This window comes from Thioclava sp. F36-6 (assembly GCF_002020305.1).
GTDB classification, from domain to species: Bacteria; Pseudomonadota; Alphaproteobacteria; order Rhodobacterales; family Rhodobacteraceae; genus Thioclava; species Thioclava sediminum.
In genome coordinates this window covers 1,150,830-1,176,690 of record NZ_MPZX01000002.1, presented here as the reverse complement: position 1 = coordinate 1,176,690, position 25,861 = coordinate 1,150,830, and the positions used below count along the sequence as shown (strand labels likewise).

At 65.7% G+C, this 25,861-nt stretch carries 25 protein-coding genes; 20 read left to right on the top strand and 5 right to left on the bottom strand.

Features of this window, described 5'->3' with window-relative positions; translation table 11 throughout:
- Positions 1–36 precede the first annotated feature (36 nt).
- The 13 genes from BMI88_RS12840 to BMI88_RS12780 all read left to right on the top strand — a co-directional run bounded on the left by BMI88_RS12840 (position 37) and on the right by BMI88_RS12780 (position 11,235).
- Positions 37–783 (top strand): ABC transporter ATP-binding protein, encoded by a 747-nt coding sequence (locus tag BMI88_RS12840; protein WP_246831881.1) that lies wholly within the window; start codon positions 37–39, stop codon positions 781–783.
- Entirely contained in the window at positions 758–1,372 is a 615-nt protein-coding gene (locus tag BMI88_RS12835) for an energy-coupling factor transporter transmembrane protein EcfT (protein WP_078549274.1), read from the top strand. Before BMI88_RS12840 ends, BMI88_RS12835 begins: the two co-directional genes overlap by 26 nt.
- Position 1,373: 1 nt before the next feature.
- A complete protein-coding gene (locus tag BMI88_RS12830; RefSeq protein WP_078542375.1) occupies positions 1,374–1,919 on the top strand; it encodes a biotin transporter BioY in 546 nt (181 codons plus the stop codon).
- Between the two features lie 10 nt (positions 1,920–1,929).
- Positions 1,930–2,865 (top strand): asparaginase, encoded by a 936-nt coding sequence (locus BMI88_RS12825; RefSeq protein WP_078549272.1) that lies wholly within the window; start codon positions 1,930–1,932, stop codon positions 2,863–2,865.
- An 83-nt stretch (positions 2,866–2,948) separates the two neighbouring features.
- On the top strand, positions 2,949–4,397 hold the full coding sequence (locus BMI88_RS12820) for a DUF2252 family protein (protein WP_078549270.1): 1,449 nt from the start codon (positions 2,949–2,951) through the stop codon (positions 4,395–4,397).
- Between the two features lie 78 nt (positions 4,398–4,475).
- A complete protein-coding gene (locus BMI88_RS12815; protein ID WP_078549268.1) occupies positions 4,476–5,489 on the top strand; it encodes a LacI family DNA-binding transcriptional regulator in 1,014 nt (337 codons plus the stop codon).
- 135 nt (positions 5,490–5,624) lie between these two features.
- Positions 5,625–6,293: an amino acid ABC transporter permease gene (locus tag BMI88_RS12810; RefSeq protein ID WP_078521258.1), complete on the top strand. Its 669-nt coding sequence runs from the start codon at positions 5,625–5,627 to the stop codon at positions 6,291–6,293.
- Position 6,294: 1 nt separating this feature from the next.
- The gene (locus BMI88_RS12805) at positions 6,295–6,951 is read left to right on the top strand and encodes an amino acid ABC transporter permease (protein WP_078521256.1); all 657 of its coding nucleotides are present in this window, start codon (positions 6,295–6,297) and stop codon (positions 6,949–6,951) included.
- A gap of 35 nt (positions 6,952–6,986) precedes the next feature.
- A complete protein-coding gene (locus BMI88_RS12800) occupies positions 6,987–7,814 on the top strand; it encodes a transporter substrate-binding domain-containing protein (protein WP_078549266.1) in 828 nt (275 codons plus the stop codon).
- Between the two features lie 58 nt (positions 7,815–7,872).
- A complete protein-coding gene (locus BMI88_RS12795) occupies positions 7,873–8,616 on the top strand; it encodes an amino acid ABC transporter ATP-binding protein (protein WP_078521252.1) in 744 nt (247 codons plus the stop codon).
- Positions 8,613–9,563 (top strand): NAD(P)-dependent oxidoreductase, encoded by a 951-nt coding sequence (locus tag BMI88_RS12790; RefSeq protein WP_078549264.1) that lies wholly within the window; start codon positions 8,613–8,615, stop codon positions 9,561–9,563. Before BMI88_RS12795 ends, BMI88_RS12790 begins: the two co-directional genes overlap by 4 nt.
- A 12-nt stretch (positions 9,564–9,575) precedes the next feature.
- Positions 9,576–10,514 carry a sugar kinase gene (locus BMI88_RS12785; protein ID WP_146673566.1) on the top strand — a complete coding sequence of 313 codons (939 nt, stop codon included), beginning with the start codon at positions 9,576–9,578 and terminating at the stop codon, positions 10,512–10,514.
- Positions 10,504–11,235, top strand: coding sequence for a hypothetical protein (locus BMI88_RS12780; protein WP_078549262.1), 732 nt, complete (start codon positions 10,504–10,506; stop codon positions 11,233–11,235). The genes BMI88_RS12785 and BMI88_RS12780 overlap by 11 nt, the downstream gene beginning before the upstream one ends.
- Positions 11,236–11,350: 115 nt before the next feature.
- Here BMI88_RS12780 and tkt read toward each other — a convergent pair whose 3' ends face one another.
- Positions 11,351–13,357, bottom strand: coding sequence for a transketolase (gene tkt / locus BMI88_RS12775; protein ID WP_078549260.1), 2,007 nt, complete (start codon positions 13,355–13,357; stop codon positions 11,351–11,353).
- Positions 13,358–13,491: 134 nt separating this feature from the next.
- Here tkt and BMI88_RS12770 point away from each other — a divergent pair, with 134 nt between their 5' ends.
- The 4 genes from BMI88_RS12770 (at position 13,492) to fba (ending at position 16,803) form a co-directional block, all read left to right on the top strand.
- Positions 13,492–14,277: a triose-phosphate isomerase gene (locus BMI88_RS12770; protein ID WP_078549258.1), complete on the top strand. Its 786-nt coding sequence runs from the start codon at positions 13,492–13,494 to the stop codon at positions 14,275–14,277.
- Positions 14,274–14,738, top strand: coding sequence for an RpiB/LacA/LacB family sugar-phosphate isomerase (locus BMI88_RS12765; protein ID WP_075777653.1), 465 nt, complete (start codon positions 14,274–14,276; stop codon positions 14,736–14,738). Before BMI88_RS12770 ends, BMI88_RS12765 begins: the two co-directional genes overlap by 4 nt.
- Before the next feature lie 61 nt (positions 14,739–14,799).
- Positions 14,800–15,768 carry a class 1 fructose-bisphosphatase gene (locus BMI88_RS12760; protein ID WP_078549256.1) on the top strand — a complete coding sequence of 323 codons (969 nt, stop codon included), beginning with the start codon at positions 14,800–14,802 and terminating at the stop codon, positions 15,766–15,768.
- Positions 15,769–15,771: 3 nt separating this feature from the next.
- Complete coding sequence (gene fba, locus BMI88_RS12755) at positions 15,772–16,803, top strand: class II fructose-bisphosphate aldolase (RefSeq protein ID WP_078521238.1); 1,032 nt, start codon at positions 15,772–15,774, stop codon at positions 16,801–16,803.
- A gap of 162 nt (positions 16,804–16,965) precedes the next feature.
- Here the strand turns inward: fba and BMI88_RS12750 are convergent, their stop codons facing one another.
- The 4 genes from BMI88_RS12750 to BMI88_RS12735 form a co-directional block, all read right to left on the bottom strand.
- Entirely contained in the window at positions 16,966–17,916 is a 951-nt protein-coding gene (locus BMI88_RS12750) for a D-ribose ABC transporter substrate-binding protein (RefSeq protein WP_078549254.1), read from the bottom strand.
- A gap of 92 nt (positions 17,917–18,008) precedes the next feature.
- The gene (locus BMI88_RS12745; protein ID WP_078521234.1) at positions 18,009–19,043 is read right to left on the bottom strand and encodes an ABC transporter permease; all 1,035 of its coding nucleotides are present in this window, start codon (positions 19,041–19,043) and stop codon (positions 18,009–18,011) included.
- Positions 19,044–19,054: 11 nt separating this feature from the next.
- Positions 19,055–20,605: a sugar ABC transporter ATP-binding protein gene (locus BMI88_RS12740; protein WP_078549252.1), complete on the bottom strand. Its 1,551-nt coding sequence runs from the start codon at positions 20,603–20,605 to the stop codon at positions 19,055–19,057.
- Positions 20,602–21,243, bottom strand: a complete 642-nt coding sequence (locus tag BMI88_RS12735) for a DUF2291 domain-containing protein (protein WP_078549250.1) — start codon at positions 21,241–21,243, stop codon at positions 20,602–20,604. The genes BMI88_RS12740 and BMI88_RS12735 overlap by 4 nt, the downstream gene beginning before the upstream one ends.
- Before the next feature lie 529 nt (positions 21,244–21,772).
- Here BMI88_RS12735 and BMI88_RS12730 point away from each other — a divergent pair.
- Genes BMI88_RS12730 through BMI88_RS12720 form a run of 3 tightly spaced genes read left to right on the top strand, consistent with a single transcriptional unit; the run spans position 21,773 to position 25,816 of the window.
- Positions 21,773–23,374, top strand: a complete 1,602-nt coding sequence (locus BMI88_RS12730) for an FGGY-family carbohydrate kinase (protein WP_078549248.1) — start codon at positions 21,773–21,775, stop codon at positions 23,372–23,374.
- Position 23,375: 1 nt separating this feature from the next.
- Positions 23,376–24,884, top strand: coding sequence for a glycerol-3-phosphate dehydrogenase (locus tag BMI88_RS12725; RefSeq protein ID WP_078549246.1), 1,509 nt, complete (start codon positions 23,376–23,378; stop codon positions 24,882–24,884).
- Positions 24,884–25,816: a TIM barrel protein gene (locus BMI88_RS12720; protein WP_078549244.1), complete on the top strand. Its 933-nt coding sequence runs from the start codon at positions 24,884–24,886 to the stop codon at positions 25,814–25,816. Before BMI88_RS12725 ends, BMI88_RS12720 begins: the two co-directional genes overlap by 1 nt.
- The last annotated feature ends 45 nt before the right edge of the window (positions 25,817–25,861 follow it).

Here is a 25,861-nt window from a genome sequence, read left to right as displayed (position 1 = left end):
TGGAAACGCGGCGCGTCTGCGTATATGACCCGGCGCATGTCTGACGGCGCGACCCAAACCTCCGCGAGCCATATCGCGATCTCCGATCTCGGCCACGATCTTGACGGTCGTCCGGTGCTGGAGGGAATTTCGCTGGAGACCCGCGCGCGGCGCATCGGCGTGGTGGGGCGCAACGGGTCGGGCAAATCCACCCTGTCGCGGCTGATGGCCGGGCTGATTGCGCCGAGCCGGGGCAGTCTGCGGATCAACGGCCACGATCTGGCCGCCGACCGGAAGGCAGCGCTCCGCGAGGTCGGTATCCTGTTCCAGAACCCCGATCATCAGATTATCTTCCCGACCGTGATCGAGGAGATTTCCTTCGGGCTGCGTCAGCAGGGGATGAAGAAGCCCGAGGCCGAAGCGGCGGCCGATCGCACCCTGGAGCAGTTCGGCAAGGCGGCGTGGCGCGATGCCTATGTGACGACGCTCAGCCAGGGCCAGAAGCAGCTTCTGTGCCTGATGGCGGTGAGCGCGATGGCCCCGAACCTGTTGATCCTCGACGAGCCCTTCTCCGGCCTCGACATCCCGACCAAAGCGCAGCTGGGGCGGGCTCTGACGCTCTATCGCGGGACGCTGATGCAGGTCACGCACGACCCGCGCGAGCTGGAGCATTACGACGAAATCCTCTGGCTCGACCAAGGGCGGCTGCGGATGCATGGCGCGGCGCGCGACGTGCTGCCCGTCTACGTCGAAGAGATGACCCGCGCGGGAGAGGCCGATGATATCGCTCAGCTCTCCCGTTAAGACAGCTGCCCATGACTGGCCTGCGGGTTTGAAGCTCGCCGCGCTCTGCGTGGCGACCGTGGGCCTGTTCTATATCGAAAACCCGCTGATCCTTGCGGGCGTCGTAACGGCGATCGCGATCGCCTATACCTTGCCGGGCCGCGCCTTCCTGCGCGCGGGGCTCGCGGCTCTGAAACTGCTCTGGCCCTTCATCGTGATCGTCGTGATCTGGCAGGCGGTGATCGGCGAGCTGGTACAGGGCGCGGTGATCGTGATGCGGATGGTCTCGGCCGTGGCGCTGGCGAACCTTGTGTCGATGACGACGCGGCTGAGTGATATGATTGCGGTCGTGCGCTGGCTGACGACACCGTTGCGCCGCTTCGGGCTGTCTACCGCCGCGCTGGAGATCGCAATCGCGCTGGTGATCCGTATGGTGCCGGTGCTGACCAACAAAGGGGGGCGCCTCACCGAGAGCTGGCGCGCCCGCGCCACCCGGCGGCCAAGCTGGCGGCTGGTGCTGCCCTTCACGCTTCTTGCGCTTGACGATGCCGACCATGTCGGCGATGCGCTACGGGCCCGGGGAGGGCTCACATCCGAGAGGGAGACTTGAGATGGAAAAGAATGTCGCGCTGATCGCGCTGTTTGCGGCTCTGATTGCGGTGCTGGCGCTGATCCCGAAAATCACGCTGGGCTTCGGGGTGCCGATCACGGCGCAGAGCCTTGGGATCATGCTGGCGGGCGCCGTGCTGGGATCGAAGCGCGGTGCGCTGGCGGTCCTGCTGTTCCTGCTGCTGGTGGCCGTGGGTCTGCCGTTGCTGGCCGGTGGTCGTGGGGGGCTTGGCGTCTTCTTCGGCCCGACGGGCGGGTTCCTGTTCAGCTGGCCGCTGGCTGCGTGGCTGACCGGCTTCATCGTCGAGAAGTGGCGCTCGGTGCCGCTGGGTGCCTCGGTCTTCGTGGGGGCGATCCTTGGCGGGATCGTGCTGTCCTACGCGATGGGGATCGTCGGGCTGTCGCTGGCACTCGGCAAGAGCCTGATCGAGAGCACCTCGCTGATGCTGGTCTTTATCCCGGGTGACATGATCAAGGCGTTGATCGTGGCTGCGCTGACCGTGTCGCTGTCGCGCGCGCGGCCTTCCAGCGTCCTGTCGCGGCACTGAGACGCGTGGCGTGGCGCTGCTTCTGATCCATACGGGCGGGACGATCGGCATGGTCGCCTCGGACGCGGGCTTCGTGCCGCAGCAGGGCGTCGTCGAGGAGTTCCTCGCCACCTTGCCCGACGGGCGCGCGGTCGAGACCCTGCGTCTCGATCCGCTGATCGACAGCGCAAATGCCACGCCCGCCGACTGGAACCGGATTGCCGAGACCATCGCCGCGCATCACGACCGCTACGACGGCGTGATCGTGACCCACGGCACCGATACGCTGGCCTATACGGCGGGCGCTTTGTGCTTCGCGCTCGAAGGGCTGGGCAAGCCGGTGATCGTGACCGGCTCAATGCTGCCGCTGTCGGTCGAGGGCAATGACGGCGCGCGCAACCTGCGCGACGCAATCACGGCGGCAGGGCAGACCGAGCCCGGCGTCTGGGTGCAATTCGCAGGGCGCCTGCTGCACGGCGCGCGGGTCCGCAAAAGCCATTCGCGCGCCTTCGACGCCTTTGCCGCCGATCCCTCCGACATCCCGCCCCGTCAGCCGGGGCCGCGCCTGACGCGCCACCCGATCCGGTCCGCGCGGATCGCCGTTCTGGCGGTGGCGCCGGGGGCGGAAGAGAGCCTTCTCGAACATGCCGCCAAGACCTGCGACGGGCTGGTGCTGCGTTGCTACGGCTCTGGCACTGCGCCCGACACGCCCGGCCTGCGCGCAGCGCTTGCCACTGCGCAAGAGCGCGCGATCCCCGTCATCGCGGTCAGCCAATGCCCCGAGGGCGGCATGGCGCTTGGCACCTATGCAGCGGGGGCGATCCTGCGCGATCACGGGGTGATCGACGGGCGCGACATGACGCCCGAGGCGGCCTATACCAAGCTCGCCCATGTCCTCTCGCTCGACGATCCACAGGAGCGGGCCGCCCGCCTGTCCCGCGCGCTCTGCGGGGAATATACGCCCTGAGCTTTGGTGCTCACGCCGGTTTTTCGGAACGTCTTCGCCCGCCTTTCCGTTAGGAGAGCGAACCCCGAAAAGGAGCACCTCCCATGGCCGAAGGCAACAACAAGCCGCAATCTTCCAATTCGAAAGCGCAAAGCCCGAAGCGGTCGCGCAAGGCCACCGGGGTTGCGCCCGTCGAACAGCTCCAGAGCCGGGTCGAGGCCTATCGCGAGCTTGCCGAGGCCTATGTGAAATATCCCTGCGTGATGCGTCCGGGCGACCTGACCGGGCTCGCGCGTCGCCTGCATGTGCGCTCTACGATCATCGAGGACCACGCGGTGCGGATCGACGAGAAGGCCGAGGGCGCGGGCGAGAAATTCGAGGAACTGGCGGATTCGCTGTTCTCCTTCTTCCGCGGCACCTCGCTTCTGTTCCACCGCGACATGCTGGGCGAGGATGAGCGGATGCCGACGGTGCTGGCGCTCGGCGACGTTCACCCCGAGAATTTCGGGATCATGCCCAATGCCGATAACGTGCCGATCTTCGGTGTGAACGATTTCGACGACGTGCTGTACGGGCCCTTCACCTGGGATCTGAAGCGGGGGATCACGGGCTTCCTGATCGCGGCCAAGGAAGAGGGCGATCAGAAGAAAAAGCACCGCGAGAAGATCGTGCGCAAATTCGTCGAAGGCTATCGCGACGGGATGGAATTCTACGCCCGCCACGACAAGGAGGCGAGCCAGCAGATGCGCCCCGATAACAGCCCGAAGGTGATCCAGCGGATGTTCAAGAAGGCGCGCAAGAGCCGGAAGAAATGGCTCTGGGATCGCTATCTCAACGAGACCGGGCGGGGCTTCCGGGCGAATGACGAACTGACGCCGATCTCCAGCCGGATCTCGGAGTTTCAGGGCTACATCAATGACGTGGCCAAGCAGAACGGGATCGATCCGGGCGGTCGCGCGGGCGAGCTGAAGGTGAAGGATGTCTGCATCCGCCACGGGCAGGGCACGGCGTCGCTGGGGCTGCCGCGCTACTATTGCCTGATCGAAGGGCCGAGCAAGGATGCGAGCGACGATCTGATCATCGAGTTCAAGCGCGCTCGCCAATCCGCGCTGGAAGGCCTCGTGCCGGAGAATGATTTCGTCGCCGGCGACAAGGGCGACCGGATCGCGCATGGCCAGCGGGTCCACCTGGCGCAGGGCGATGTGTTCTACGGCAGCGTGGAGATCGACGTGATGAGCTTCATGTCGCGCGAGCGCGCGCCGTTCCGCGACGATATCGATCTCGACGATCTCTCGAAGAGCAGCTGGCGCGACTATGCCCATGCCTGCGGTCAGGCGCTGGCGCAGGCCCATGCGCGCTCCGACGATGCGGGCGAACTGGATTACCGGATCGAGCCGCGCATCATCGAGGCGATGCAGCCCTTCGACCTGTTTGTCGATGACTTGCTATGTTTCGGACGCGAGGCGGTGAAGCGTCTCAAGCGCGACCACAAGTTCTTCAAGATGGATCTGAAGCGCGGCGCCTTCGACATGACGCAGAAGCATTACCGCTAGGGGCCGCGTCTGGGCAGCGGTCGGCGCGGCGAATCTGTCGTGCTTGCGTGATCGCCTTCGTGTCGTTACTCCGCGATTATGGCGGTCAAGCGTACGACATTGATGGATGTGGCACGGGCGGCGGGCGTGTCCCGCGCGACCGCCTCTCTCGTCATTCGCGGCTCCGATCTGGTCGCGGACAAGACGCGCGAGAAGGTCGAGAAAGTCATCTCCGAGCTCGACTACGTGCCCAATAGCGGGGCAGCCCGTCTGCGCGGTCAGAAAAGCCGTACGGTCGGCGTCATCATCCCGAACCTGGTGAACAGCTTCTTCTCGGAATTCGTCGAGGGGATCGAGGCGGAGCTGGACGAGCAAGGCTATCAGGTCATGCTCGCCAGCTCGCGCGACGATCCCGAGCGGCAGTCGGGGTTGCTGCGCCGGTTGCGCGAGCACGATGCCGAAGGGATCATCCTCTTTCCCGCCGAAGGGACCGAGCCGGACACGATAGAGAAACTGGTCGCGGCAGGCGTGCCGCTGGTGCAGGCGATGCGCCATGTCGGGCGCGATCTGAGCGATTTCGCGGGGTCCGACCACGGCCTCGCGGTGCGACTGAGCGTGCGGCATCTGCGCGATCTCGGCCACCGGCGGATTTCTTTTGTCTCGCTCGCCGGGAAGGTGTCGACGCGGGAAGAACGTCTCGGGGCCTTCGAAGAGGAGTTGCGCGCGCAGGGGCTCGTCAATGCCGGGGTGATCGACGTGCCGCTGGAATGGGATGGCTCGCCGCAATCGGCCGCGATGCTGATGGCGCTGGAGCCGCGCCCGACCGCCGCGATCTGCTTCAACGACATCCTCGCCTCGGGTCTGCTGCGAGGGTTGTTCGACCTCGGCCTGATGCCGGGGCGCGATCTCTCGGTGGTGGGGCACGATAACCTGTCCTTCATAGATCTCGGCGCGCCGCCGCGCCTGACGACGGTGCAGGTCTTTCCGCGCCAGATCGGGGCGGCCTCGGCCAAGCTGCTGCTCCGGCGGATCAAGGACCCGGGCGCAGAGCTCAAATCCGAGATCGTGACACCGCGCCTGCGGGTGCGCGACACCACCGGCCCCGTCGACTGATATCCAACAAAGAGCATCACGCATCCGTGATTTGCGACTCAGGATTTAGATCGTTCTAATTAGATCGATCTAAAAATGCATATGTCCGATCGTTGAGGAGCGAGCAGGCATGTGGTTACACGCAGGGGAGGCGACGTGTATCACTTCAATTTCACGCCCGTATTCGAGAATTTCGACCTGCTGCTCTATGGCGCATGGTTGACCATCCGCCTGTCTTTCGCGGCGATGATCCTGGGGTTGATCGTGTCGGTTCTGGGGGCTGCCGCGCGCACGTCGCATTCCAAGGTGCTGCACGCGATCGTCGGCGCCTATGTCGAGATCATTCGCAACACGCCTTTCCTCGTGCAGATCTTCTTTCTGTATTTCGGGCTGCCCGCGATCGGGATCTCGCTCGATCCGAATGTCGCGGCGCTGATCGCACTGGTGATCAATGTCGGCGCTTACGGGACCGAGATCACGCGCGCCGGCATCGAATCCGTACCCAACGGCCAGATCGAGGCAGGGCGCGCGCTGGGGCTCGGGCCGATCCAGATTTTCCGCTACGTGATCCTGAAACCGGCCCTGCGCAACGTCTATCCGGCGATGACGAGCCAGTTCATCTACCTGATGCTGACCTCGTCCGTCGTCTCGACGATCTCGGCGAACGATCTGGCCTCCATCGGCGCGGATCTGAACGCCAAGACCTTCGCCAGCTTCGAGATCTACCTCGTCGTGACCGGCATCTACCTCGTCCTTTCGCTGCTGTTCTCGGGCCTCTTCAAGCTCATTCAGAACGCCGTATTCAACTATCCTGCGAGCCGCTGACATGATCCGCCAATTCGGACCTTCCGACATTCTGTTCATCATCGAGGCCGTGCGCTGGACGCTTCTGCTGTCGGCCATCGCCTTCATCGGCGGCGCAATCGGCGGGCTCTTCGTGGCGCTGGCGCGCAGCTCTGGCTCGAAAGCGCTGCGCCGGATCAGCGCCGGGTTCATCCGCATCTTCCAGGGCACGCCGCTTCTGATGCAGCTGTTCCTGTTCTATTTCGGGCTGACCGTGCTGAACCTGCCGATCAACCCGCTGCTGGCGGCGGCGATCGCGCTGACCTTCCATGCCAGCGCCTATCTGGGCGAGATCTGGCGCGGCTCGATCGAGGCGGTGCCCTCGGGCCAGACCGAGGCCGCGACCGCGCTGTCGCTGAGCTATCGCGACCGGATGCAGCATGTGGTTCTGCCGCAGGCGGCACGGATCGCCGTGGCCCCGACCGTCGGCTTTCTCGTGCAGCTGATCAAGGGCACCTCGCTGACCTCGATCATCGGCTTCACCGAGCTGACCCGCGCCGGTCAGATCGTCAACAACGCGACCTTCGACCCGTTCGTCGTCTTCGGGCTGGTGGCCGCGATCTACTTCATCATCTGCTGGCCGCTGTCGCTTTACGCGCGCCGGTTGGAAGGGCGGATGCGCCTCGCATTCACCCGCTGATTTTTCACCCGCTTCAGGTTTAGGAGGAGTAATCCATGAAGTTTCTCAAGACAGTTGCAACGGCGGCCCTGACGGTCGGCGCATTGATGGCAGGCCACGCGCAGGCCACCACGCTCGATCAGGTCGAGAAGGCCGGCGTGCTCAAAGTCGGCATGCTCGTCGATTTTCCGCCCTTCGGTCTGATGGGCACCACCGGCAAGCCCGAGGGCTATGACGCCGACACCGCCAAGGCGCTCGCCGATTACCTCGGCACCAAGATCGAGATCGTGCCGGTGACTGGCCCGAACCGCATCCCCTACCTGCTCTCGGGTCAGGTCGATGTGCTGGTCGCCTCGCTGGGCATCACGCCCGAGCGCGCCAAGCGGGTCGATTTCTCGCGCCCCTATGCCGGGATCGAGATCATGGTTTACGGCAAGAAGGACGAGAAGGTTTCCAAGCCGGCTGATCTGTCGGGCGAGTCGGTCGGCGTCGTGCGCGCCTCGACGCAGGATGCGGGCGTGACCAAGGTCGCCCCCGATGACGCAACGATCCGCCGCTTCGACGACGATGCAGGCGCGGTGCAGGCGCTGCTCTCGGGTCAGGTGCCGCTGATCGGCGTGTCGAACGTCGTGGCCGCCCAGATCGAGAAGGCCGCGCCGGGTCGCTTCGACGAGAAGTTCCCGCTCTCGAGCCAGGTTCAGGGCATCGCGGTCGAGCCGGGCGCAGACAAGCTTCTGGCGAAGATCAACGCGTTCGTCGGCTCCGCGATGAAAGACGGCACGATGGACAAGATCTCCGAGCAGTGGCTCGCGACGGACATCCCGGACTTCGTCCGCAACGGCTCGGCCGAGGAAGCCGCGACGCCGAAATCGGCCACGAACTGATCTCATCCCACATCCGGCGCAGCCCCGCGCTGCGCCGGATCACCCTACAAGGCATCCCATGACACAAGCACAGCAGCCCGCCGTCGAGATGCGCGGCGTCACCAAGTTCTTCGGTGCGTTTCAGGCGCTGAAGTCGATCGATCTGACGGTCGAACAAGGCGAGCGGATCGTGGTCTGCGGTCCGTCCGGCTCCGGCAAGTCGACCCTGATCCGCACGCTCAACCAACTCGAAGAGATTCAGGAGGGCAAGATCACCGTCGACGGGATCGAATTGACGGCTGGCGGCGAGAACGTCGCGAAGGTGCGTCGCGATGTCGGGATGGTCTTCCAGCAATTCAACCTGTTCCCGCATCTGACTGTTCTGCAGAACTGCACGCTCGCGCCGCTCAAGACGGGACGTGCGGATAAGGCCACCGCAGAGGCGACCGCGCGCAAATATCTGGAGCGCGTGAAGATCCCCGAGCAGGCCGACAAGTTTCCCGCCCAACTCTCGGGCGGCCAGCAGCAGCGGGTCGCGATTGCGCGCGCGCTCTGCATGGAGCCGCGGATCATGCTGTTCGACGAGCCGACCTCGGCGCTCGATCCCGAGATGGTCAAGGAAGTGCTCGACACGATGATCGATCTGGCCCGCGAAGGCATGACGATGCTCTGCGTCACCCACGAGATGGATTTCGCCCGCGCCGTTGCCGACCGCGTGATCTTCATGGAGCAGGGCGCGATCATCGAGGAAGGGCCGCCGGCGGAGTTCTTCGGCAATCCGAAATCCGAGCGGCTGCGCAACTTCCTGGGGCAGATCTCATGAAGGACGAGACCAAATCGAACCCGTCGATCCTCGCGCTGATCGAGTTGAAACCCGCCGACATGATGGAAGCGTTCTGCGCCGAGCATCCGGTCACCCGCGATGCCGAGGCCCGCGACGGCATCGAGGTCGTGTTGACCAGCGGCGCGCGCGGTCTCTCGGGCGAGGAGATCGCCGAATTTCCCGACCTGCGCCTGATCGCGGTCAATGGCGTTGGAACCGATGCGGTCGATCTGGATGCGGCAGCGGCGCGCGGCATCCATGTGACGACCACGCCCGACGTGCTGTCGGAGGCAGTGGCCGAACTGGCGCTGGGTCTTGCGATTTCGGTGCGGCGCCGGATCGGCGAGGGCGAGCGGCTGCTGCGCTCCGGCGGTTGGTCGAACGGGCAGAAACCCCGGCTGGGTCAGGCGCTGACCGGTTGCCGGGCGGGTATCCTCGGCTATGGCCGGATCGGGCGGGCGCTGGCGGATATGCTCCGCGCGCTGGGGGTCGATGTGATCTACCATGCGCGCAAGCCCCATGATGACGCCCCCGAGGCATGGCGCCCCGACGCCCGGACCCTGGCCGCCGAAAGCGATGTCCTGTTCGTCACGCTCTCGGCCACGCCCGAGACGCGGTATATCGTCGATGCGCCGGTGCTGGAGGCGCTAGGCTCCGAGGGCACTCTGGTCAATGTCGCGCGCGGCTCGGTCGTCGACAGCGCGGCGCTCGCGGCGGCCTTGCATGGCGGCACGCTGGGCTCTGCTGCGCTCGATGTGTTCGAAGTCGAACCTGTCGCGCCCGATGGGGCGGAGGACGGTCTGCTGCGTGCGCCTAATACGCTCTTCACGCCGCATATCGCTTCCGCGACGAACGAGGCGCGGCGCGCGATGGCGGAGCTGGTGATCGCCAATATCGACGCCTATCTGGCCGGAAGCCCGCTTCCGAGCCCGGTAACGCCTGCCTGACCGGAGCCTCACATGCTGGACTTTCTCTGCATCGGCGAGCCTCTCGCCGAATTCACCAACGATCCCGCAACGCCCGATCTGTTCCATCGTCGCCTCGGCGGCGACACGCTCAACGCGGCGATCTATCTCGCGCGGCTGCGGCCTGATCTGCGGGTCGGCTATCTCTCGCGGCTGGGCGAAGACGGGATGAGCCGCTGGATGCGCGACACGATTGCGCAGGAGGGTGTCGAGATCGAGGCTATCGGGGCCGAGGCCAATGGCAGCCCGGGGCTGAGCTTCATCGCCACCGATGCAACGGGCGAGCGCAGCTTCACCTATTGGCGCGATCAGGCGCCGGCGCGCCGGATGTTCGGCGCGAAAGGGGCTGAGGTCGCGGCGCTCGGTCAGGCGCGTGTCCTGCTGTTCTCCGGTATCACGTTGGCGATCCTTCCCGAGGAGGCGCGCGCGCGGCTGCTGGCGGAGCTCGATGCTCTGCGCCAGCGTGGCGTCACGGTCGCCTACGACACGAATTACCGCCCGCGGCTCTGGCGCGACCGGGCCGAGGCGGCGGAGTGGACGGAGCGCGCCTTGGCGGCGACGAGCCTCGCGCTTCCCTCGCTCGACGATCTCGCGGCCCTTTGGGACGAGGCCGATCCCGAGGCGGTCATCGCGCGCTGCGAGACACATGCGCCCGGCGCCATCGTGCTGACGACGGGGGGCGGTGCGGTGCTGGCGCGCGACGCATCGGGTACGGCGCTGCGGGTTGCGTTGCCCGCGCCGGTTCCGGCCGTCGACACCACCGCCGCAGGCGACAGTTTCGACGCCGCGCTGCTCTCCGCCCTGCAACGCGGCAAGCCGCTGGAGGCAGCAATTCTCGATGGCGCACGCCTCGCAAGCTGCGTCGTCCGTTATCCCGGCGCGATTATCCCGCGCGACGCTATGAAAGAAGAGGTTGCACATCATGCAGCGTGACCAAATCGTAAGCGCAGCAGAAGCTCTGGCCGCCGCGAATGACGGCGAGACGCTCGACGCGCTGACCCCGCTCCCGGAAAGCCCGGCGGAGGCCTATGCGGTGCAGGCCGAAAGCCTGCGCCATCTCGGTCCGGTGGGCGGCTGGAAACACGCGCTGCTGGGTGGGCGCGACCTGTCCTGCGCACCGGTTCTGGACCGAGCGATCCACCCGACGGGGGCGACACTTGACGTCGCGCCCCATGCCCGGCTCGAGCTGGAGATCGCGGTGCGACTGCGCGCCGATATTTCGCCCAAGGCCAAGCCCGCCGAGATTCTGGATGCGATCGGCAGCGTTCATGTCGCCTTCGAGGTGCTGCAATCGCGCTTTACCGCGCTCGAAAAGCAGCCGCCGCTGGCGCAGATGGCGGACCGATTCTCGAACCAAGCGATCATTCTGGGCGACGAGGTCCCGGATTGGCAGAGCCGCGATCTGACGCGTCTGCCGCTTGCGATCGGCACGCCTTCCGATCCGCCCACGATGGCCGCGGGCATGTCGCTCTCCGAGATCGTGTGCTTCCTCAGCTTCCTTGCCGAGCGGGCCGCCGTCATCGGGCCGGGGTTGCGGGCGGAGCATTGCATCGTCACCGGCGCGCGCATCGGCCCGCAACCTCTGCCCGCCGGGGTGGTGGTGCGTGGCGGGCTAGAGGGCTGTCAGGTTTCGATGACCACGCGGGCGCTCTGAACGCCCAAGCACGCTGTGGTTGGTCGATGGAGCAACAGGCGCGTCGTCGGGGATCGAGCGCCGCCTCGACGGCTGAGGAAAAAGCGCGGGCCTGTCACTCAGACCCGCGCCACCTTTAGCCCGCGATCAGCGCCTTGGCGCGCGCAACGATCGCATCTTTGGTGATACCGAACTCGGCATAGAGCCGTTCTGCCGGGGCGGACGCACCAAAGCCCGGCATGCCGATCACATCCGCCTCGCGCGCGACGTAGCGGGTCCAGCCGAAGGCCGACGCGGCCTCGACTGCGATCCTCGGCGCGGTGCCGAGAACTTCGGCCCGGTACTCCTCGGGCTGCGCGTCGAACAGTTCCCAGCACGGCATCGAGACCACAGCGACATTGACGCCGTCCGCATGCAGCGCCTCTGCGGCCTCCACAGCCAGCGCCACCTCGGTCCCCGTCGCGAGAAGCGTTACATCGCGGCCCTCCCCGAAGGAGCGGATCACATAGGCGCCGCGCGCGGTCAGGTTCTCATCCCCCGCGCCGCGCAGCTGCGGCACCCCTTGTCGCGACAGCGCCAGCAAAGACGGCGTGCCCGTCGACCGGATCGCGATATCCCACGCCTCCAGCGTCTCCACCGCATCCGCGGGGCGGAACACGTTGAGGTTCGGGATCGCGCGAAGCGAGGCCAGATGTTCGATCGGCTGGTGCGTGGGGCCGTCCTCGCCCAGCCCGATGGAATCGTGGGTCATCACATAGGTGACGCCAAGCCCCATCAGGGCCGACAGGCGGATCGCGTTGCGCGCGTAGTCCGAGAACACGAGGAACGTGCCGCCATAGGGCTTGAAGCCGCCATGCAGCGCGAGACCGTTCATTGCCGCCGCCATGCCGAATTCGCGCACACCGTAGCCGATGTAGCGGCCCGGTTTGGCGGCGGTGTACGACGAGTCGACGGCGGCGACGCGCGTCAGGTTGGAGCCGGTGAGATCGGCGCTGCCGCCGATCATCGCGGGCACCGCCTTGGCGAGATGTTCCAGCGCGATCTGCGAGGCTTTGCGGGTTGCGACCGATTGCGGTTTCTCGAACAGCTCGGCGCGCGCAGCCTCGACGGCGGCGGTGTAGCCTTCGGGCAGTTTGCCCTCGACACGGGCGGTGAACTCTTCGGCCTTGCCGGAGGCGGCGAGGGCGTCTTCCCACTCCGCGCGGGCCTGCGTGCCACGGGCCCCGATCGCGGCCCAGGCTGCAGCGAGGTTCTCGGGGATATCGAACGGCGCGGCGTCCCAACCGAGCGCCTGCTTGGCCAGCGCGCCTTCCTCGTCCCCGAGCGGGGCGCCATGCGCCTTCGCCGTGCCCGCCCGGTTCGGCGAGCCGAAGCCGATCACCGTCTTCATCGCGATCAAGCTGGGCCGCGCGGTCTCGGCCTTCGCGGCCGCCATCGCCTCGTCGAGCGCCTTGGCGTCATGACCGTCGCAGCGGATCACATGCCAGCCACAGGCCGCAAGCCGCGCCGGGACATCTTCCGAGAAGGACACCGAGGTCGGCCCGTCGATGGTGATGTCATTGTCGTCGTAAAGCAGGTTCAGCTTGCCCAGCCCAAGGTGGCCTGCAAGCGAGATCGCCTCTTGTCCGATCCCTTCCTGCAGGCAGCCGTCGCCCAGCATCACCCATGTGCGGTGATCGACGAGGCCGGGGAACTCGGCGGCGAGCGCGCGCTCGGCCAGCGCCATGCCGACCGCGGTCGCCAGGCCCTGACCCAACGGACCGGTCGTCGTCTCGACGCCCTTCGCATGGCCCCATTCCGGATGGCCGGCGGTGATCGACCCCCACTGCCGGAAATTGCGAATCTGCTCGCGCGTCATGTCTTCGTAGCCGGTCAGATGCAGCAACCCGTAAAGCAGCATCGACGCATGGCCGTTGGACAGAACGAAACGGTCGCGATCGGGCCAGTCGGGGGCCGAGGCGTCGAATTTCAGATGGTTGCGAAACAGCACTGTGGCCGCGTCGGCCATGCCCATCGGCGCACCGGGATGGCCGGAATTGGCAGCATTCACCGCATCGATGGCCAACGCCCGCAGGCAATTGGCGAGGGCGAAGTTTTCAGGGTCGATAGCGGCTTTGGCCGCGACTTGAGCGTGATCGAGCATGGGATCCTCCTATGGCGCGAACGCTAGCAGCGGTCACAGGTTCTAACAATTAAAAATCACAAAGTAACAAAAATAATGTTGAAACTAACGTGGCGCATGTTATTTAACCTCAACACGACGGAGGAGCGTTCGACATGCCCGAGGTTTGGATCGGCACCAGCTGGAAGATGAACAAAACCCTGTCCGAGGCGATGGCCTGGGCGGATGGCCTCGCGGCTGCGACCCTGTCGCCGCGAATCCAGAGCTTCGTCATTCCGCCCTTCACCGCGACCCGGCAGGTCAAGGCCGCGCTGGCGGAGACGCCCGCGCTGGTCGGTGCGCAGAACATGCATTGGGCCGATGCCGGCGCCTGGACGGGTGAAGTGTCCGCGCCGATGCTGGTCGATTGCGGTCTCGACATTGTGGAGCTCGGCCATTCCGAACGCCGCGCTCATTTCGGCGAGACCGACGAGACGGTCGGCCTCAAGACCGAGGCTGCGGTGCGCCACGGGCTGATCCCGCTCATCTGCATAGGCGAGACGCTCGAGGATCGCGAAGAGGGGCGGGCCGCTGAAGTGCTGGCCACGCAGGTTCGCGGCGCGCTGTTGAAGCTGTCGGAGGACCAGAAACAGGCCGAGATTTGGCTGGCCTACGAGCCGGTCTGGGCCATCGGCGAAAACGGTATCCCCGCCACGGCCGATTATGCCGATGCCCGCCAAGCCGAGATCATCGCGGTGGCGCAAGAGGTGACGGGCCGCCGCGTGCCCTGCCTCTATGGCGGCTCGGTCAATCCCGACAACTGCGCAGAGCTGATCGCCTGCCCGCATATCGACGGGCTGTTCATCGGTCGCTCCGCTTGGAACGTGGCCGGATATCTCGACATTCTCGCGCGCTGCAATGCCGCGCTGGACGCACAAGTCAAAACGGAGGAACTGTCATGAAAATCGCAGTGGCCGGCGACAGCGCCGGCGAACCGCTCGCCAAGATCCTGGCCGAATATCTTAGCCAGAACCCGGATTACGAGGTGACCGAAGCTTCGCGCACCGAGGCTGGGCCGGACGACTTCTACGCCAATCTCGCGGATCGCGTCGCATCGGGCGTCAAGGACGGAACCTACGACCGTGCGATCCTGTGCTGCGGCACCGGGATCGGCGTCTGCCTCTCGGCCAACAAGGTGCCGGGTATCCGCGCAGCCCAGACCCACGACACCTATTCGGCGGGCAAGGCGGCGACCTCGAACAACGCGCATATCATCACGATGGGCGCGCGGGTCGTGGGGGCGGAGCTCGCGAAAGACATCGCCGATGCCTTCCTGTCCTCGTCCTTCGATCCCGAGGGGAAATCGGCGGGCAACGTTCAGGCCATTGACGCGGTCGACGCCAAGTATCACACGACGGCCTGAGCGAACTCCCGAGGGTCGGGCGGTTCGCCGCCCGGTCCTAACTCACTGACGGAATTCCCACATGCTGACCTTGCCGAACGACCGTCCCTCGCAGGCGGCGTACCTGCGTGACTGCCTGCCTGCTGGCGGGCTTGGAGAGATCATCGCCGCGCTGGCGGATGCCTTGCCCCCGATCGAGCAGCGGCTCGCGGCGGGTCGGTTGCCCGGCGATCCTGCCGCGCCCTGCGGTCAGAACGAAAGCGGCGATGTGCAGAAGGCGCTCGATGTCGGCGCGCATGACCATATCCTTGCGGCGCTCGCGGGGCTGGGCGTGCGGCACATGCTGTCGGAAGAGGCCGAAGAGGTCGAGTTGCTCGACCCGGAGGGCCAATTCGACCTCGCGATTGATCCGATCGACGGATCGGGCTCCATCGGTATCGGCGCGCCGTTGGGGATGCTGTTTGCGATCTATCCGACCGGTCCCTCCGATTTCCGACGTCCGGGCTCGGAGGCGATCGCAGCTGGCTACGCCTCCTTCGGGCATTCGCTGGATTTCGGGTTCACGGCCGGGCAGGGGGTGCAGATCGCGACCTATGACGGCAGCGATTTCCGCATGACGGCGCAGGATGTCCGGCTGTCGGCCAAGGCATCGACCATCGCTTACAACGCCTCGAACGAGCGTCACTGGAGCCCGGGTCTGCAACGCTGGGCCGCCGAGTTGCGCGCCGGTGCGGATGGTCCGCGCGGGCGCGATTTCAACATGCGCTGGCTGGCGGCGGCGGTCGGTGAACTGCACCGTATCCTGCTGAAAGGTGGCGCGTTCCTCTATCCGGCGGACCGGCGCGAAGGCTATCGCGAAGGGCGGCTGCGGCTGGCCTATGAGGCGGTGCCGATCGCCTGCCTGATCGAAGCGGCGGGCGGGCGCGCCACCGATGGCACCAAGCGTATCCTCGATCTCGTGCCGGAGGCGCCGCACCAGAACGTGCCGCTCGTGTTCGGCGCATCGGAAGAGGTCGACATCATCAAGACATATCTTTCGGAGGAGACCTGACCTATGGCCCGCATCACCTTGCGCCAGTTGCTCGATCACGCGGCGGAGAACGGCTATGCCGTGCCCGCGTTCAATATCTCGAACATGGAGATGGGTCTCGCGATCATGACCGCCGCGCGCGAGGCCGATGCGCCGGTGATCCTTGCCGCCTCGCGGGGCGCGCGGGCCTATGCGGGGGACCGCCTGCTGGCGCGGCTGATCGATGGGCTGGTCGAGACCTTCCCCGAAGTGCCGGTCTGCATGCATCTCGATCACGGTAGCGATCTGGCTACCTGCGCCACCGCGATCCAGCATGGCTTCACCTCGGTGATGATGGACGGCTCGCTGCTGGCCGATGGCAAGACACCCGCCGATTACGCCTATAACCGCGATATCACCGCGCGCGTGGTCGAGATGGCGCATGCCTGCGGTGTCTCGGTCGAAGGCGAACTGGGGGTGCTCGGCTCGCTCGAGACCGGCATGGGCGATCAGGAAGACGGCCACGGTGCGACCGAGAAGCTCTCGGAAGAGCAGTTGCTGACCGACCCCGAAGAAGCCGAACGCTTCGTGCGCGAAACCGGCGTCGATGCGTTGGCTGTGGCGATGGGCACCAGCCACGGCGCCTACAAGTTCACCCGCCAGCCCGATGGCGACATTCTCGCGATGAATGTCATCGAAGAGATCAACCGCCGCCTGCCCAATACCCATCTGGTCATGCATGGCTCGTCCTCCGTCCCCGAGGATCTGCGGCAGATGATCAACAGCTATGGCGGCGATATGCGCCCGACTTGGGGCGTGCCGGTCGAGGAAATCCAGCGCGGCATCCGCTCGGGCGTGCGCAAGGTGAATATCGACACCGACAACCGCATGGCGATGACGGCAGGCGTGCGCAAAGTCCTGTCCGAGACGCCCGGCGAATTCGATCCGCGGAAATATCTGACCGAGGGCAAGGCGCTGATGCAGCAGCTTTGCAAGGCGCGGTTCGAAGCGTTTGGCACCGCCGGTCACGCCTCGCGGATCACGCCGCTGCCGCTGGAGGCGATGGCCGCGCGCTGAGCGCGTCACCCTTTGCAGAACACAGAAAAAGGGCGCCCGCGCGGGCGCCCTTTCTTCGTTGCGAGGTCGCGTTCTACGTGACGCCCCCGAAATCCCCACGCGCCTGTCAAAACGAAAAAGGGGGCCGCGCGGCCCCCTTTCCCAGTGTCCCGTTGCGCCGGATCAGGAGGATTGATCCAGGGTGAACGGGCCGGTGTAGGCGTCGACATTGCTCGAGTCGATCAGCATGCAGTCGAAGAGTTGCTTCTCTTCCGAGACTTCCAGCTCGCCGGTCTGGATGAAGTGATCGGCCTGACGCACGGCTTGCTCGGCGAAGATCGCGACCGGCTGCAGCACGGTGTAGGTCATCTCGCCTGCCTTGACCGCGTCGACCGCATCGGGCGAGCCGTCGAAGCCGCCGACGACCATGCCGTCGAGCTTGCCCGCTTCCTTGAGCGCGGCGATCGCACCGAGCGCCATTTCGTCGTTGCCCGAGATCACGCCGGTGATGTCCGGGTTGGCCTGCAGCATCGACTGCATTTTGGAATAGCCCTGCGTGCGGTCCCAGTTGGCGACTTCCTGCGCCTTCTTGTCGAGGTCGGAATACTGGCTCAGCACCGTCTCGAAGCCGTTCGAGCGGGTCTGCGCGTTGTTGTCGGACGGGGCGCCGAACAGCTCGACATAGGAACCTTTTTCGCCCATTGCCTCGACCCATTTCATCGCGCCGAGTGCCGCGCCTTGCGCGTTGTTCGACACCAGCTGTGCCTTGGCCAGACCCGACTGGTTGATCTCGGCGTTGACGATGAAGACCGGGATACCGGCTTCGACCGCTTTCTTCACGGCGCCGACCGAACCGTCCGCGTTCGCCGGGTCAAGGATGATCGCCTTGGCCTTGTTGGTGATCGCGGTGTCGACGAGGTTGCTCTCGGTGTTGGTGTCACCCTTGTGAGCGGAGACGTTGGCGTCATAGCCAAGCTCTTCGGCGGTGGCCTTGGCGACCTCGCCCTCGGTGTACCAGTAGGGGTTCGAGGGATCGTTGACGATGATCGAGATCAGACCGTCAGCCATCGCGGCCTGTGCCATCAACGGCATCATTGCGACGGTCGCGAGAATGGTGCGCCTGGTGAATTTCATGTTGGGTTTCCTCCCGTTGGGTTGTTGTAGATGCCGGATAGGTCCGGCGGGTATTCGGGCGCGGGACCTCCCTGTCCCGCGTCCTCGAAGTCTCAGCGCCGCGCGCGGCCGTATTGCAAGCTGTTGAGCAGCACGGCGAGCACGATCACGGCGCCCGTAAAGACGGTCTGCCAGTAGGCAGAGACGCCGATGATCACGAGCCCGTCGCTCAGGAAGCCGATGACGAAGGCGCCCAGCATCGTGCCGCGCACGTTGCCGCGCCCGCCGGTCAGGGCGGCCCCGCCGATGACGACGGCCGCGATGGCGGTCAGTTCGTAGGTGGTGCCTGCGGTGGGGCCCGCCGAGGTCAGCTGCGACGACAGCACGAGGCCCGCGATGGCGGCACAGATGCCCGACAGCACGTAGACCGAGATTTTCACGCTGCGGGTCGGCACGCCGGAGAGTTCCGCTGCGCGCTCGTTGCCGCCCGAGGCGTAGAGCCAGCGGCCGAAGGCGGTGCGCGCCAGCACGAGTCCCACCGTCAGCGCGACCAGCGCCAGCACGATCACCCCGATCGGCACCCCCGCGATGCGGTTGAAACCGAGCCAGTCGAAGCCGGTATTGCCAAGTGCTTCGGCGCCGCCAAGGTTGTTGTAGGTCAGACCGTTGGTCATCAGCAGTGCGACACCGCGCGCCACATAGAGCATCCCCAGTGTGGCCACGAAGGCGGGCACGTTGAAGAACGCGATCAGCACGCCATTGATCAGCCCCACGAAGGCGCCCAGACAAATCGTCAGCACCACCACGGCCCAGACCGGCGGGTAGAGCACGACACCGGCGGCCGGGATCTCGACCCCCTGCATCAGGTAGCCCGCGACGACCCCGGCGAGGCCCAGCGTCGAGCCGACCGACAGGTCGATGCCGCCGTTCAGGATCACCAGCAGCATACCGATCGCCAGCAGCCCGAAGATCGCGACATGCGACGACATGATCAGGAAGTTGCCGATGCTGAAATAGACCGGCGACAGGATCGAGAAGACGGCGATGATCGCGACGAGGGCGAAGAATGCGCGCCCCTCCAGAAGGATCTTGCCGATGTTCAGGCCCATGCCGCCCGATCCGGGCTTGGAATTCGTAACGTCCGCCATGTTGGCCTCCCTTAGTGGTGCACGGCTTCGCCAGAGGCGGCCATGATCTGTTCTTTGGTTGCGGTGTGATCGAACTCGGCCGCGATCCGGCCCCTGTTCATCACGATGATCCGGTGGGCGATGCTCAGGCATTCGCCGACTTCCGAGGTCGAATAGAGTACGGCCAGCCCGCGCTCCTGCGCGGTGCGCGCGAGCAGCTTGAAGACTTCGGCTTTGGCGCCGATATCGATGCCGCGCGACGGCTCGTCGAGCAGGATCACTTCGGGCCGGGTGGCGAGCATCTTGCCGATGACCACCTTTTGCTGGTTGCCGCCCGAGAGCGAGCCGATCATCGCGCCGCCGCCATCGGTTTTCACGGTCACTTCGCGGATCGAGTCGTCGATCACCTTGCGCTCGTCCTTGCGGCTGGTGAACAGGCCGCGCGTGAAGGCACCGATTGAGGACAGCGACAGGTTCTGACCCACTGTCATCGTCTGCACCAGCCCGTCGCGCTGCCGATCCTCTGGGACGAGCACCAGCCCGGCCTCGATGCGCTCGGCGATCGACATATGCGAGATGTCGCGCCCGTGCAGCTTCACCGCGCCGCTTTTCGCGCGCAAACGCCCGGCGGCGCATTCCATCATTTCGGTGCGCCCGGCGCCCATCAGCCCGTAGATGCAGACGATCTCGCCCGCGCGCACGCTTAGGCTCATGTGATCGACCACCAGCCCGTGACCCGACGGGTCGGGAACGCAGAGATCTTCGACGATCAGCGAGGGTTCACCCATCTTGCTGTCGGGAGGCGTGCCGAGGTCGAAGCCTTCGCCGACCATGTTGCGCACGATCCATTCGAGGTCGATCTCGTTGCGTGGCGCGTAGGCGGTCATTTCGCCATCGCGCAGCACCACCGCGTGATCGGTCACTTCCAGCGCCTCTTCGAGGTGGTGCGAGATATAGACGATGCTGACGCCTTTCGCGGTGAGGTCGTTGATCACCTTGAACAGCACTTCCACTTCCGAGGCCGACAGCGCCGAGGTCGGCTCGTCCATGATCAGGATGCGGCTTTTCGCTTGAAGGGCGCGGGCGATCTCGACGATCTGCTGCTGCCCGAGGCGCAGTTCCTCCACCGGGGTGAGCGGGTCGATCTCTTCTTCCAGCTCTTCCATCAGGGCGCGCGTAACCCGCTCTTCCTCGGCGAAATCGACGCCGCGGCGGGTGCGGATTTCGCGCCCCATGAAGATGTTGTCCCGCACGTTCAGGTTCGGCGCGAGCGCGAGCTCTTGGTGGATGATCGAGATGCCCTGCGCCAGCGCGTCGTTCGCGCCGTTGAAGGTCACCGGTTCGCCGTCGAGCAGAATCTGCCCCGAGGTCGGCGTCACGATCCCCGCGAGGATCTTCATCAGCGTCGATTTGCCCGCGCCGTTCTCGCCGAACAGCGTCGTCACCTGACCGCGATGGATGTCGAAATTCACACCCTTGAGCGCCTTCACCGCACCGTAATGCTTGGCGACGTGGCGGGCCGACATGACGACCCCGCCGGTCCCTCGCGGTGCCTCGGGGCGGATGCTTTGCTGCACGGTCATTGGACTTTCACCTCGACCGGCGTGATCAGCCACATCTTCGGATTGATCAGCTTGAAGGCGCCGGTGACGGTCACCGTCTTGCCGGTCAGGTTGGAGGTGTCGATCCCGTCGAGCACCTCGGCCTTCATCGCGCGGTTAATGCCCGCGCCCGCATCCTGGTATTCGATCTGGTTCTTGAAGGCGCCGAAGGAGATGTCGCCGGGGGCGTCGCGCAGGTCGGTGCCGTTGATCGCGGGGCCGGTCTGGACGCGGATGCGCACATTGTCGAGCCCATCGACATTGATATCGTAAATGCCCGATTTGCCTTCGCCGACGGTGCCGGTCACGCGCACGGGCAGCACAGGCATCGCGCCGCCGGTGCCGTATTTCTTGGCGGCTGCGGATTTGTCCTCGGCCAGTGCGGCGGCGAGCGTCTTGGCGTCGACGGCACGCTTGCTCACATCGTCGCGGATGCGGGGGAATTCCTTGGCGCCATAGGCATCGGGGGAGAACCCGTCGACGCGGGTATCCTGTTCGGAGCCGATGGTGACGACGGTGGTGTCGAGCCCGATCGCGACGAGGGTGCACAGCGCCACGGCGCCGACAATGACGCCCCGCCGGCCGATACGCGGTTTCATGGAAATATCGGTGGCATTCATGGCCTGTCGCTCCTCCCCTCGGGCCCCGGCGGGGCCTGTTGATCCTGTGTTGGGAGATGTTGACCCGGGCGCCAAACGACACCGGCTCGCTCGATCCCGGCGCGCTTGAGACCAGCACCTGTCGCGCGCCGCGCGGGCGGCGTCGTCGAGGTGCGTGTCACGGCTGAGATCTCGCGCGGCCTATCCAAAGTGCAGACCGCCATCCTCCCGTTTCGCAAGACGAATCGTGCCGATGCCCGTTCCGCCTGCCACTCGCCGAATCCACTGAATTTGCCAGCCTTTTCCTCCGTTTGGCGGGCAGTGGCGTTCGGTTCGTGCTGATCACCATACCTGAAAAAAATTACAAAGAAAGAAAAAAAATACACTCGACATGTGGTCGGGCTTGGGTATGCTTGATGCGTCTCGAGGACAGATTTGTCCCCGAGAAGACCGCATTGGCTGGAGGGGCCGCGGTCGCAAATCAAGGGAGGAGGTCGCATGGCTCAAGCGCCTTGCGTGGCTCGCCATCTGCGTCCCGAAACGGTGCAGCATGGCTGATCGCGACATCATTATCGGCATCGATGCGGGAACCTCCGTCATCAAGGCTGTGGCCTTCGATCTGTCGGGTCGGCAGATCGCGGCGGCGGCTGTGCCGAACCGTTACGACAGCGGCCCGAACGGGGCCGCGACACAGGACATGGACCGGACATGGGCCGACTGCGCCAGCGCGCTGCGCAGCCTCGGCGAACGTGTCGACGGGCTCGCCCGCCGCACCGCTGCGCTTGCCGTGACCGCGCAGGGCGACGGGACGTGGCTCGTAGGGCAGGGTGATCGCCCGGTCGGTGATGCCTGGCTCTGGCTCGACGCGCGGGCGGCGGAGACGACCCGCAGGCTGGCCGGTCATGGCCGGGACGCGGCCCGTTTCCGCGCCACCGGCACCGCGCTCAACACCTGCCAGCAGGGCGCGCAGATGGCGCATATAGATCGCCATTGCCCCGAGCTTCTGGATCGCGCCGAGGTGGCGCTGCATTGCAAGGACTGGCTCTATCTGAACCTCACGGGCGTCCGCGCGACCGATCCCTCCGAGGCGAGCTTCACCTTTGGTGATTTCCGCACCCGCAGCTATTCCGACCTCGTGATCGAGGCGCTGGAGCTGCGGGGCCGCAGCCATCTTTTGCCGCCGATCCTCGACGGCAGCCGCGAGACCCATCCGCTAAGCGACGCGGCGGCTGAGGCGACGGGCCTGCTGGCCGGCACGCCGGTCAGCCTCGGCTACGTGGATATGGTGATGACCGCGCTCGGTGCGGGCGTGCATACCGGCACGCCGGGGGCGGCCTGTTCCACTATCGGCTCGACCGGGGTGCATATGCGCGCGGTGCGCGACGAGGACATAACGCTGAACGGACGTTCGGGCTATGTGATCTGCCTTCCGGCAGAGGGCATGGTCACGCAGGTGCAGACGAACATGGCCGCCACGCTGAACATCGACTGGGCGCTGCGCGTCGCGGCCGATCTGATGAGCGAGACCGGCCATCCGCATGACTACGCCGATCTGGTAGCGCGGATCGATGGCTGGTTGGCCCGATCCGAACCGGGCGCGCTGCTCTATCAACCCTATGTCTCCGAGGCGGGCGAGCGCGGGCCAATGGTCAACGCCAATGCCCGCGCCGGGTTTATCGGCCTCTCCGCAGGCCACCGTTTCCCGGACATGATCCGTGCCGTGGTCGAAAGCCTCGGCATGGCCGCGCGCGACTGCTATGGCGCGATGGGAGAGCTGCCGCGGGAGTTGCGACTGACCGGCGGCGCTGCGCGCTCCGGCGCGTTGCGCGGAATTCTTGCCGCATCCGTCGGGGCACCCGTGCGGGTGTCGGCGCGCGAGGAGGCGGGCGCCGCTGGCTGCGCCATGATGGCCGCCGTCGCAATCGGCGCCTATCCGGACATGGAAAGCTGCGTCGCCGAATGGGTCACGCCGCTTCTGGGCGAGGCCGAAGCGCCGGACCCGGCGCTTCAGACCACCTATGCAGACCTTTACCCCGCCTATGCCGAAGCCCGCGAGGCGCTCGAACCGGTATGGGACCGGCTCGCAGTTCATCGCGACCGGCGGACCACCCCCGAAATCGATGCGCCGCGCACTGCGCAAGGAGGATCGTGACATGAGCACGCAGGAACTGGATCTTTTCGTCATCGGAGGCGGCATCAACGGCGCGGGCTTTGCGCGCGACGCGGCGGGCCGTGGCCTCAAGGTGGCGCTGTGCGAAAAGGACGACCTTGCCGAGGGCACGTCGTCGCGCTCGGGCAAGCTGGTTCATGGCGGGCTGCGCTACCTCGAATATTACGAGTTCCGGCTCGTGCGCGAGGCGCTGATCGAACGCGAGGTGCTGATGAACGCCGCGCCGCATATCATCTGGCCGCTGCGCTTCGTGCTGCCGCATTCGCCACAGGATCGCCCGGCATGGCTCGTGCGGTTGGGGCTGTTCCTCTACGACCATCTCGGCGGGCGCAAGAAGCTGCCGGGGACGCGCACGCTCGACCTGCTTCGCGATCCCGAGGGCGCGCCGCTCCTCGACAAATATACGCGCGGCTTCGAATATTCCGATTGCTGGGTCGACGATGCCCGTCTGGTGACGCTGAACGCGCTCGATGCGGCGCAGCGCGGGGCCATCGTGATGACCCGCTCGCCCGCGATCAGCGCGCGGCGCGAGGACGGTAAATGGCGGGTGGTGACGCAGAACACCCTGACCGGAGAAAAGCGCGAATTCCTCGCCAAGTGTCTGGTGAATGCCGCCGGTCCTTGGGTGACCGATGTGCTGACCCGGGTCGCCGGGGCCAATTCGACGCGCAACGTCCGGCTGGTCAAAGGCAGCCATATCATCGTGCCGAAATTCTGGGAGGGGCCGCATAGCTACCTCGTGCAGAATACCGACAAGCGAGTGATCTTCATCAATGCCTATGAGGGCGACAAGGCGCTGATCGGGACGACCGATATCGCCTATGAAGGCCGGGCCGAGGATGTCTCGATCGATGACGGCGAGATCACCTATCTGCTCGACTGCGTGAACCGCTACTTCAAGGAGAAGTTGCGGCGCGAGGATATCCTCGAGACCTTCTCGGGGGTGCGGCCGCTCTTCGACGACGGCAAGGGCAACCCTTCGGCGGTGACCCGCGACTATGTCTTCGATCTCGACGAGACCGGCGGCGCGCCGCTGCTGAACATCTTCGGCGGCAAGATCACCACCTTCCGCGAGCTGGCCGAACGGGGCATGCACGAGATTCGCCACGTCTTCCCGAAGATGGGCGGCGACTGGACCGAAGAGGCGGCGCTGCCGGGCGGCGACATGCCGGGGGCGGATTACGATGCGTTCCGCGAGACGCTGAAGGCCGAATATCCGTGGATGTCCCGGGACTTGCGCGAATATTATGGACGTCGCTACGGGACCCTCACGCACCGGATCGTGGGCACGGCCAATGACCCCAAGGGTCTGGGGCGTCATTTCGGCGGGCATCTTTATGAGGCCGAGGTGACGTGGCTGGTCGAGAACGAATGGGCGGCCACGGCGGAGGATATCCTCTGGCGGCGCACCAAGCACCGGCTGACCATGTCCGAGGCCGAGATTGCGGCCTTCACCGAATGGTTCGACACGGCGCATGCGGTGGCTGCCTGATGGGACTGACGCTGTCTTTGAACACCAATCCGCTGGTGAACCGCTTCGCCGATCCGGATGACCTGATCGATTGCGTCGCCCGCGATCTGCGGATTCGCGACCTGCAACTGACGCACGAGTTCATCAACCCGTCCTGGCCCGCGCCGGTGATCCGACGTCTGACGCGGCAGATGAGCGTGGCGCTGTCGCGGACCGGGGTGCGGGTGACCTCTGGGATGACGGGGCCTTACGGGCGGCTCAACCATTTCGGCCATCCCGACCGCGACGTGCGGCGCTACTATGTCGACTGGTTCAAGACTTTCGCGGACATCACCGCGGATCTCGGCGGAACGTCTGTCGGCACACAATTCGCCATTCTGACCTATCGCGAGCAGGACGACCCGGCCAAGCGCGAAGAGATGATCCGGATCGCCATCGACTGCTGGGCCGAGGTGGCCGAGCACGGCAAGGCCGCCGGGCTGGACTATATCTTCTGGGAGCCGATGAGCGTCGCGCGCGAATTCGGCGAGACCATCTCCGAATGCATGGCGCTGCAGGACCGGCTGACCGCAGCGAATATGGCGATTCCGATGTGGATGATGGCCGATATCGACCATGGCGACGTGACCTCCGAGAACCCGGACGATTTCGACCCTTATGCCTGGGCGCGGGCGGTGCCGAAGGTTTCTCCGATCATCCACATCAAGCAAAGCCTGATGGACAAGGGCGGGCATCGGCCCTTCACGGCGGAGTTCAACGCGCGCGGCCGCATCCAGCCCGAGCCACTGCTCAAGGCCTTTGCCGAGGGCGGCGCGGCGGATAACGAGATCTGCCTCGAGCTGTCCTTCAAGGAGCGCGAGCCCAACGACCGCGAGGTGATCCCGCAGATCGCCGAGAGCGTGGCGTTCTGGGCGCCGCATATCGACACCGGAGCCTCTGACCTCAAGGTCTGAGGTCCGGGCAACGCGGCGGGGCTTCCCTAGGTCTCGCCTGCGCCT

Excerpts from the sequence above, each read along its gene's own strand:
- BMI88_RS12840 (WP_246831881.1), top strand. The coding sequence starts at position 37 with ATGTCTGACGGCGCGACCCAAACCTCCGCGAGCCATATCGCGATCTCC.
- BMI88_RS12835 (WP_078549274.1), top strand. The coding sequence starts at position 758 with ATGATATCGCTCAGCTCTCCCGTTAAGACAGCTGCCCATGACTGGCCT.
- BMI88_RS12830 (WP_078542375.1), top strand. The coding sequence starts at position 1,374 with ATGGAAAAGAATGTCGCGCTGATCGCGCTGTTTGCGGCTCTGATTGCG.
- BMI88_RS12820 (WP_078549270.1), top strand. The coding sequence starts at position 2,949 with ATGGCCGAAGGCAACAACAAGCCGCAATCTTCCAATTCGAAAGCGCAA.
- BMI88_RS12815 (WP_078549268.1), top strand. The coding sequence starts at position 4,476 with ATGGCGGTCAAGCGTACGACATTGATGGATGTGGCACGGGCGGCGGGC.
- BMI88_RS12805 (WP_078521256.1), top strand. The coding sequence starts at position 6,295 with ATGATCCGCCAATTCGGACCTTCCGACATTCTGTTCATCATCGAGGCC.
- BMI88_RS12800 (WP_078549266.1), top strand. The coding sequence starts at position 6,987 with ATGAAGTTTCTCAAGACAGTTGCAACGGCGGCCCTGACGGTCGGCGCA.
- BMI88_RS12795 (WP_078521252.1), top strand. The coding sequence starts at position 7,873 with ATGACACAAGCACAGCAGCCCGCCGTCGAGATGCGCGGCGTCACCAAG.
- BMI88_RS12790 (WP_078549264.1), top strand. The coding sequence starts at position 8,613 with ATGAAGGACGAGACCAAATCGAACCCGTCGATCCTCGCGCTGATCGAG.
- BMI88_RS12785 (WP_146673566.1), top strand. The coding sequence starts at position 9,576 with ATGCTGGACTTTCTCTGCATCGGCGAGCCTCTCGCCGAATTCACCAAC.
- BMI88_RS12780 (WP_078549262.1), top strand. The coding sequence starts at position 10,504 with ATGCAGCGTGACCAAATCGTAAGCGCAGCAGAAGCTCTGGCCGCCGCG.
- tkt (WP_078549260.1), bottom strand. The coding sequence starts at position 13,357 with ATGCTCGATCACGCTCAAGTCGCGGCCAAAGCCGCTATCGACCCTGAA.
- BMI88_RS12770 (WP_078549258.1), top strand. The coding sequence starts at position 13,492 with ATGCCCGAGGTTTGGATCGGCACCAGCTGGAAGATGAACAAAACCCTG.
- BMI88_RS12765 (WP_075777653.1), top strand. The coding sequence starts at position 14,274 with ATGAAAATCGCAGTGGCCGGCGACAGCGCCGGCGAACCGCTCGCCAAG.
- BMI88_RS12760 (WP_078549256.1), top strand. The coding sequence starts at position 14,800 with ATGCTGACCTTGCCGAACGACCGTCCCTCGCAGGCGGCGTACCTGCGT.
- fba (WP_078521238.1), top strand. The coding sequence starts at position 15,772 with ATGGCCCGCATCACCTTGCGCCAGTTGCTCGATCACGCGGCGGAGAAC.
- BMI88_RS12750 (WP_078549254.1), bottom strand. The coding sequence starts at position 17,916 with ATGAAATTCACCAGGCGCACCATTCTCGCGACCGTCGCAATGATGCCG.
- BMI88_RS12745 (WP_078521234.1), bottom strand. The coding sequence starts at position 19,043 with ATGGCGGACGTTACGAATTCCAAGCCCGGATCGGGCGGCATGGGCCTG.
- BMI88_RS12740 (WP_078549252.1), bottom strand. The coding sequence starts at position 20,605 with ATGACCGTGCAGCAAAGCATCCGCCCCGAGGCACCGCGAGGGACCGGC.
- BMI88_RS12735 (WP_078549250.1), bottom strand. The coding sequence starts at position 21,243 with ATGAATGCCACCGATATTTCCATGAAACCGCGTATCGGCCGGCGGGGC.
- BMI88_RS12730 (WP_078549248.1), top strand. The coding sequence starts at position 21,773 with ATGGCTGATCGCGACATCATTATCGGCATCGATGCGGGAACCTCCGTC.
- BMI88_RS12725 (WP_078549246.1), top strand. The coding sequence starts at position 23,376 with ATGAGCACGCAGGAACTGGATCTTTTCGTCATCGGAGGCGGCATCAAC.
- BMI88_RS12720 (WP_078549244.1), top strand. The coding sequence starts at position 24,884 with ATGGGACTGACGCTGTCTTTGAACACCAATCCGCTGGTGAACCGCTTC.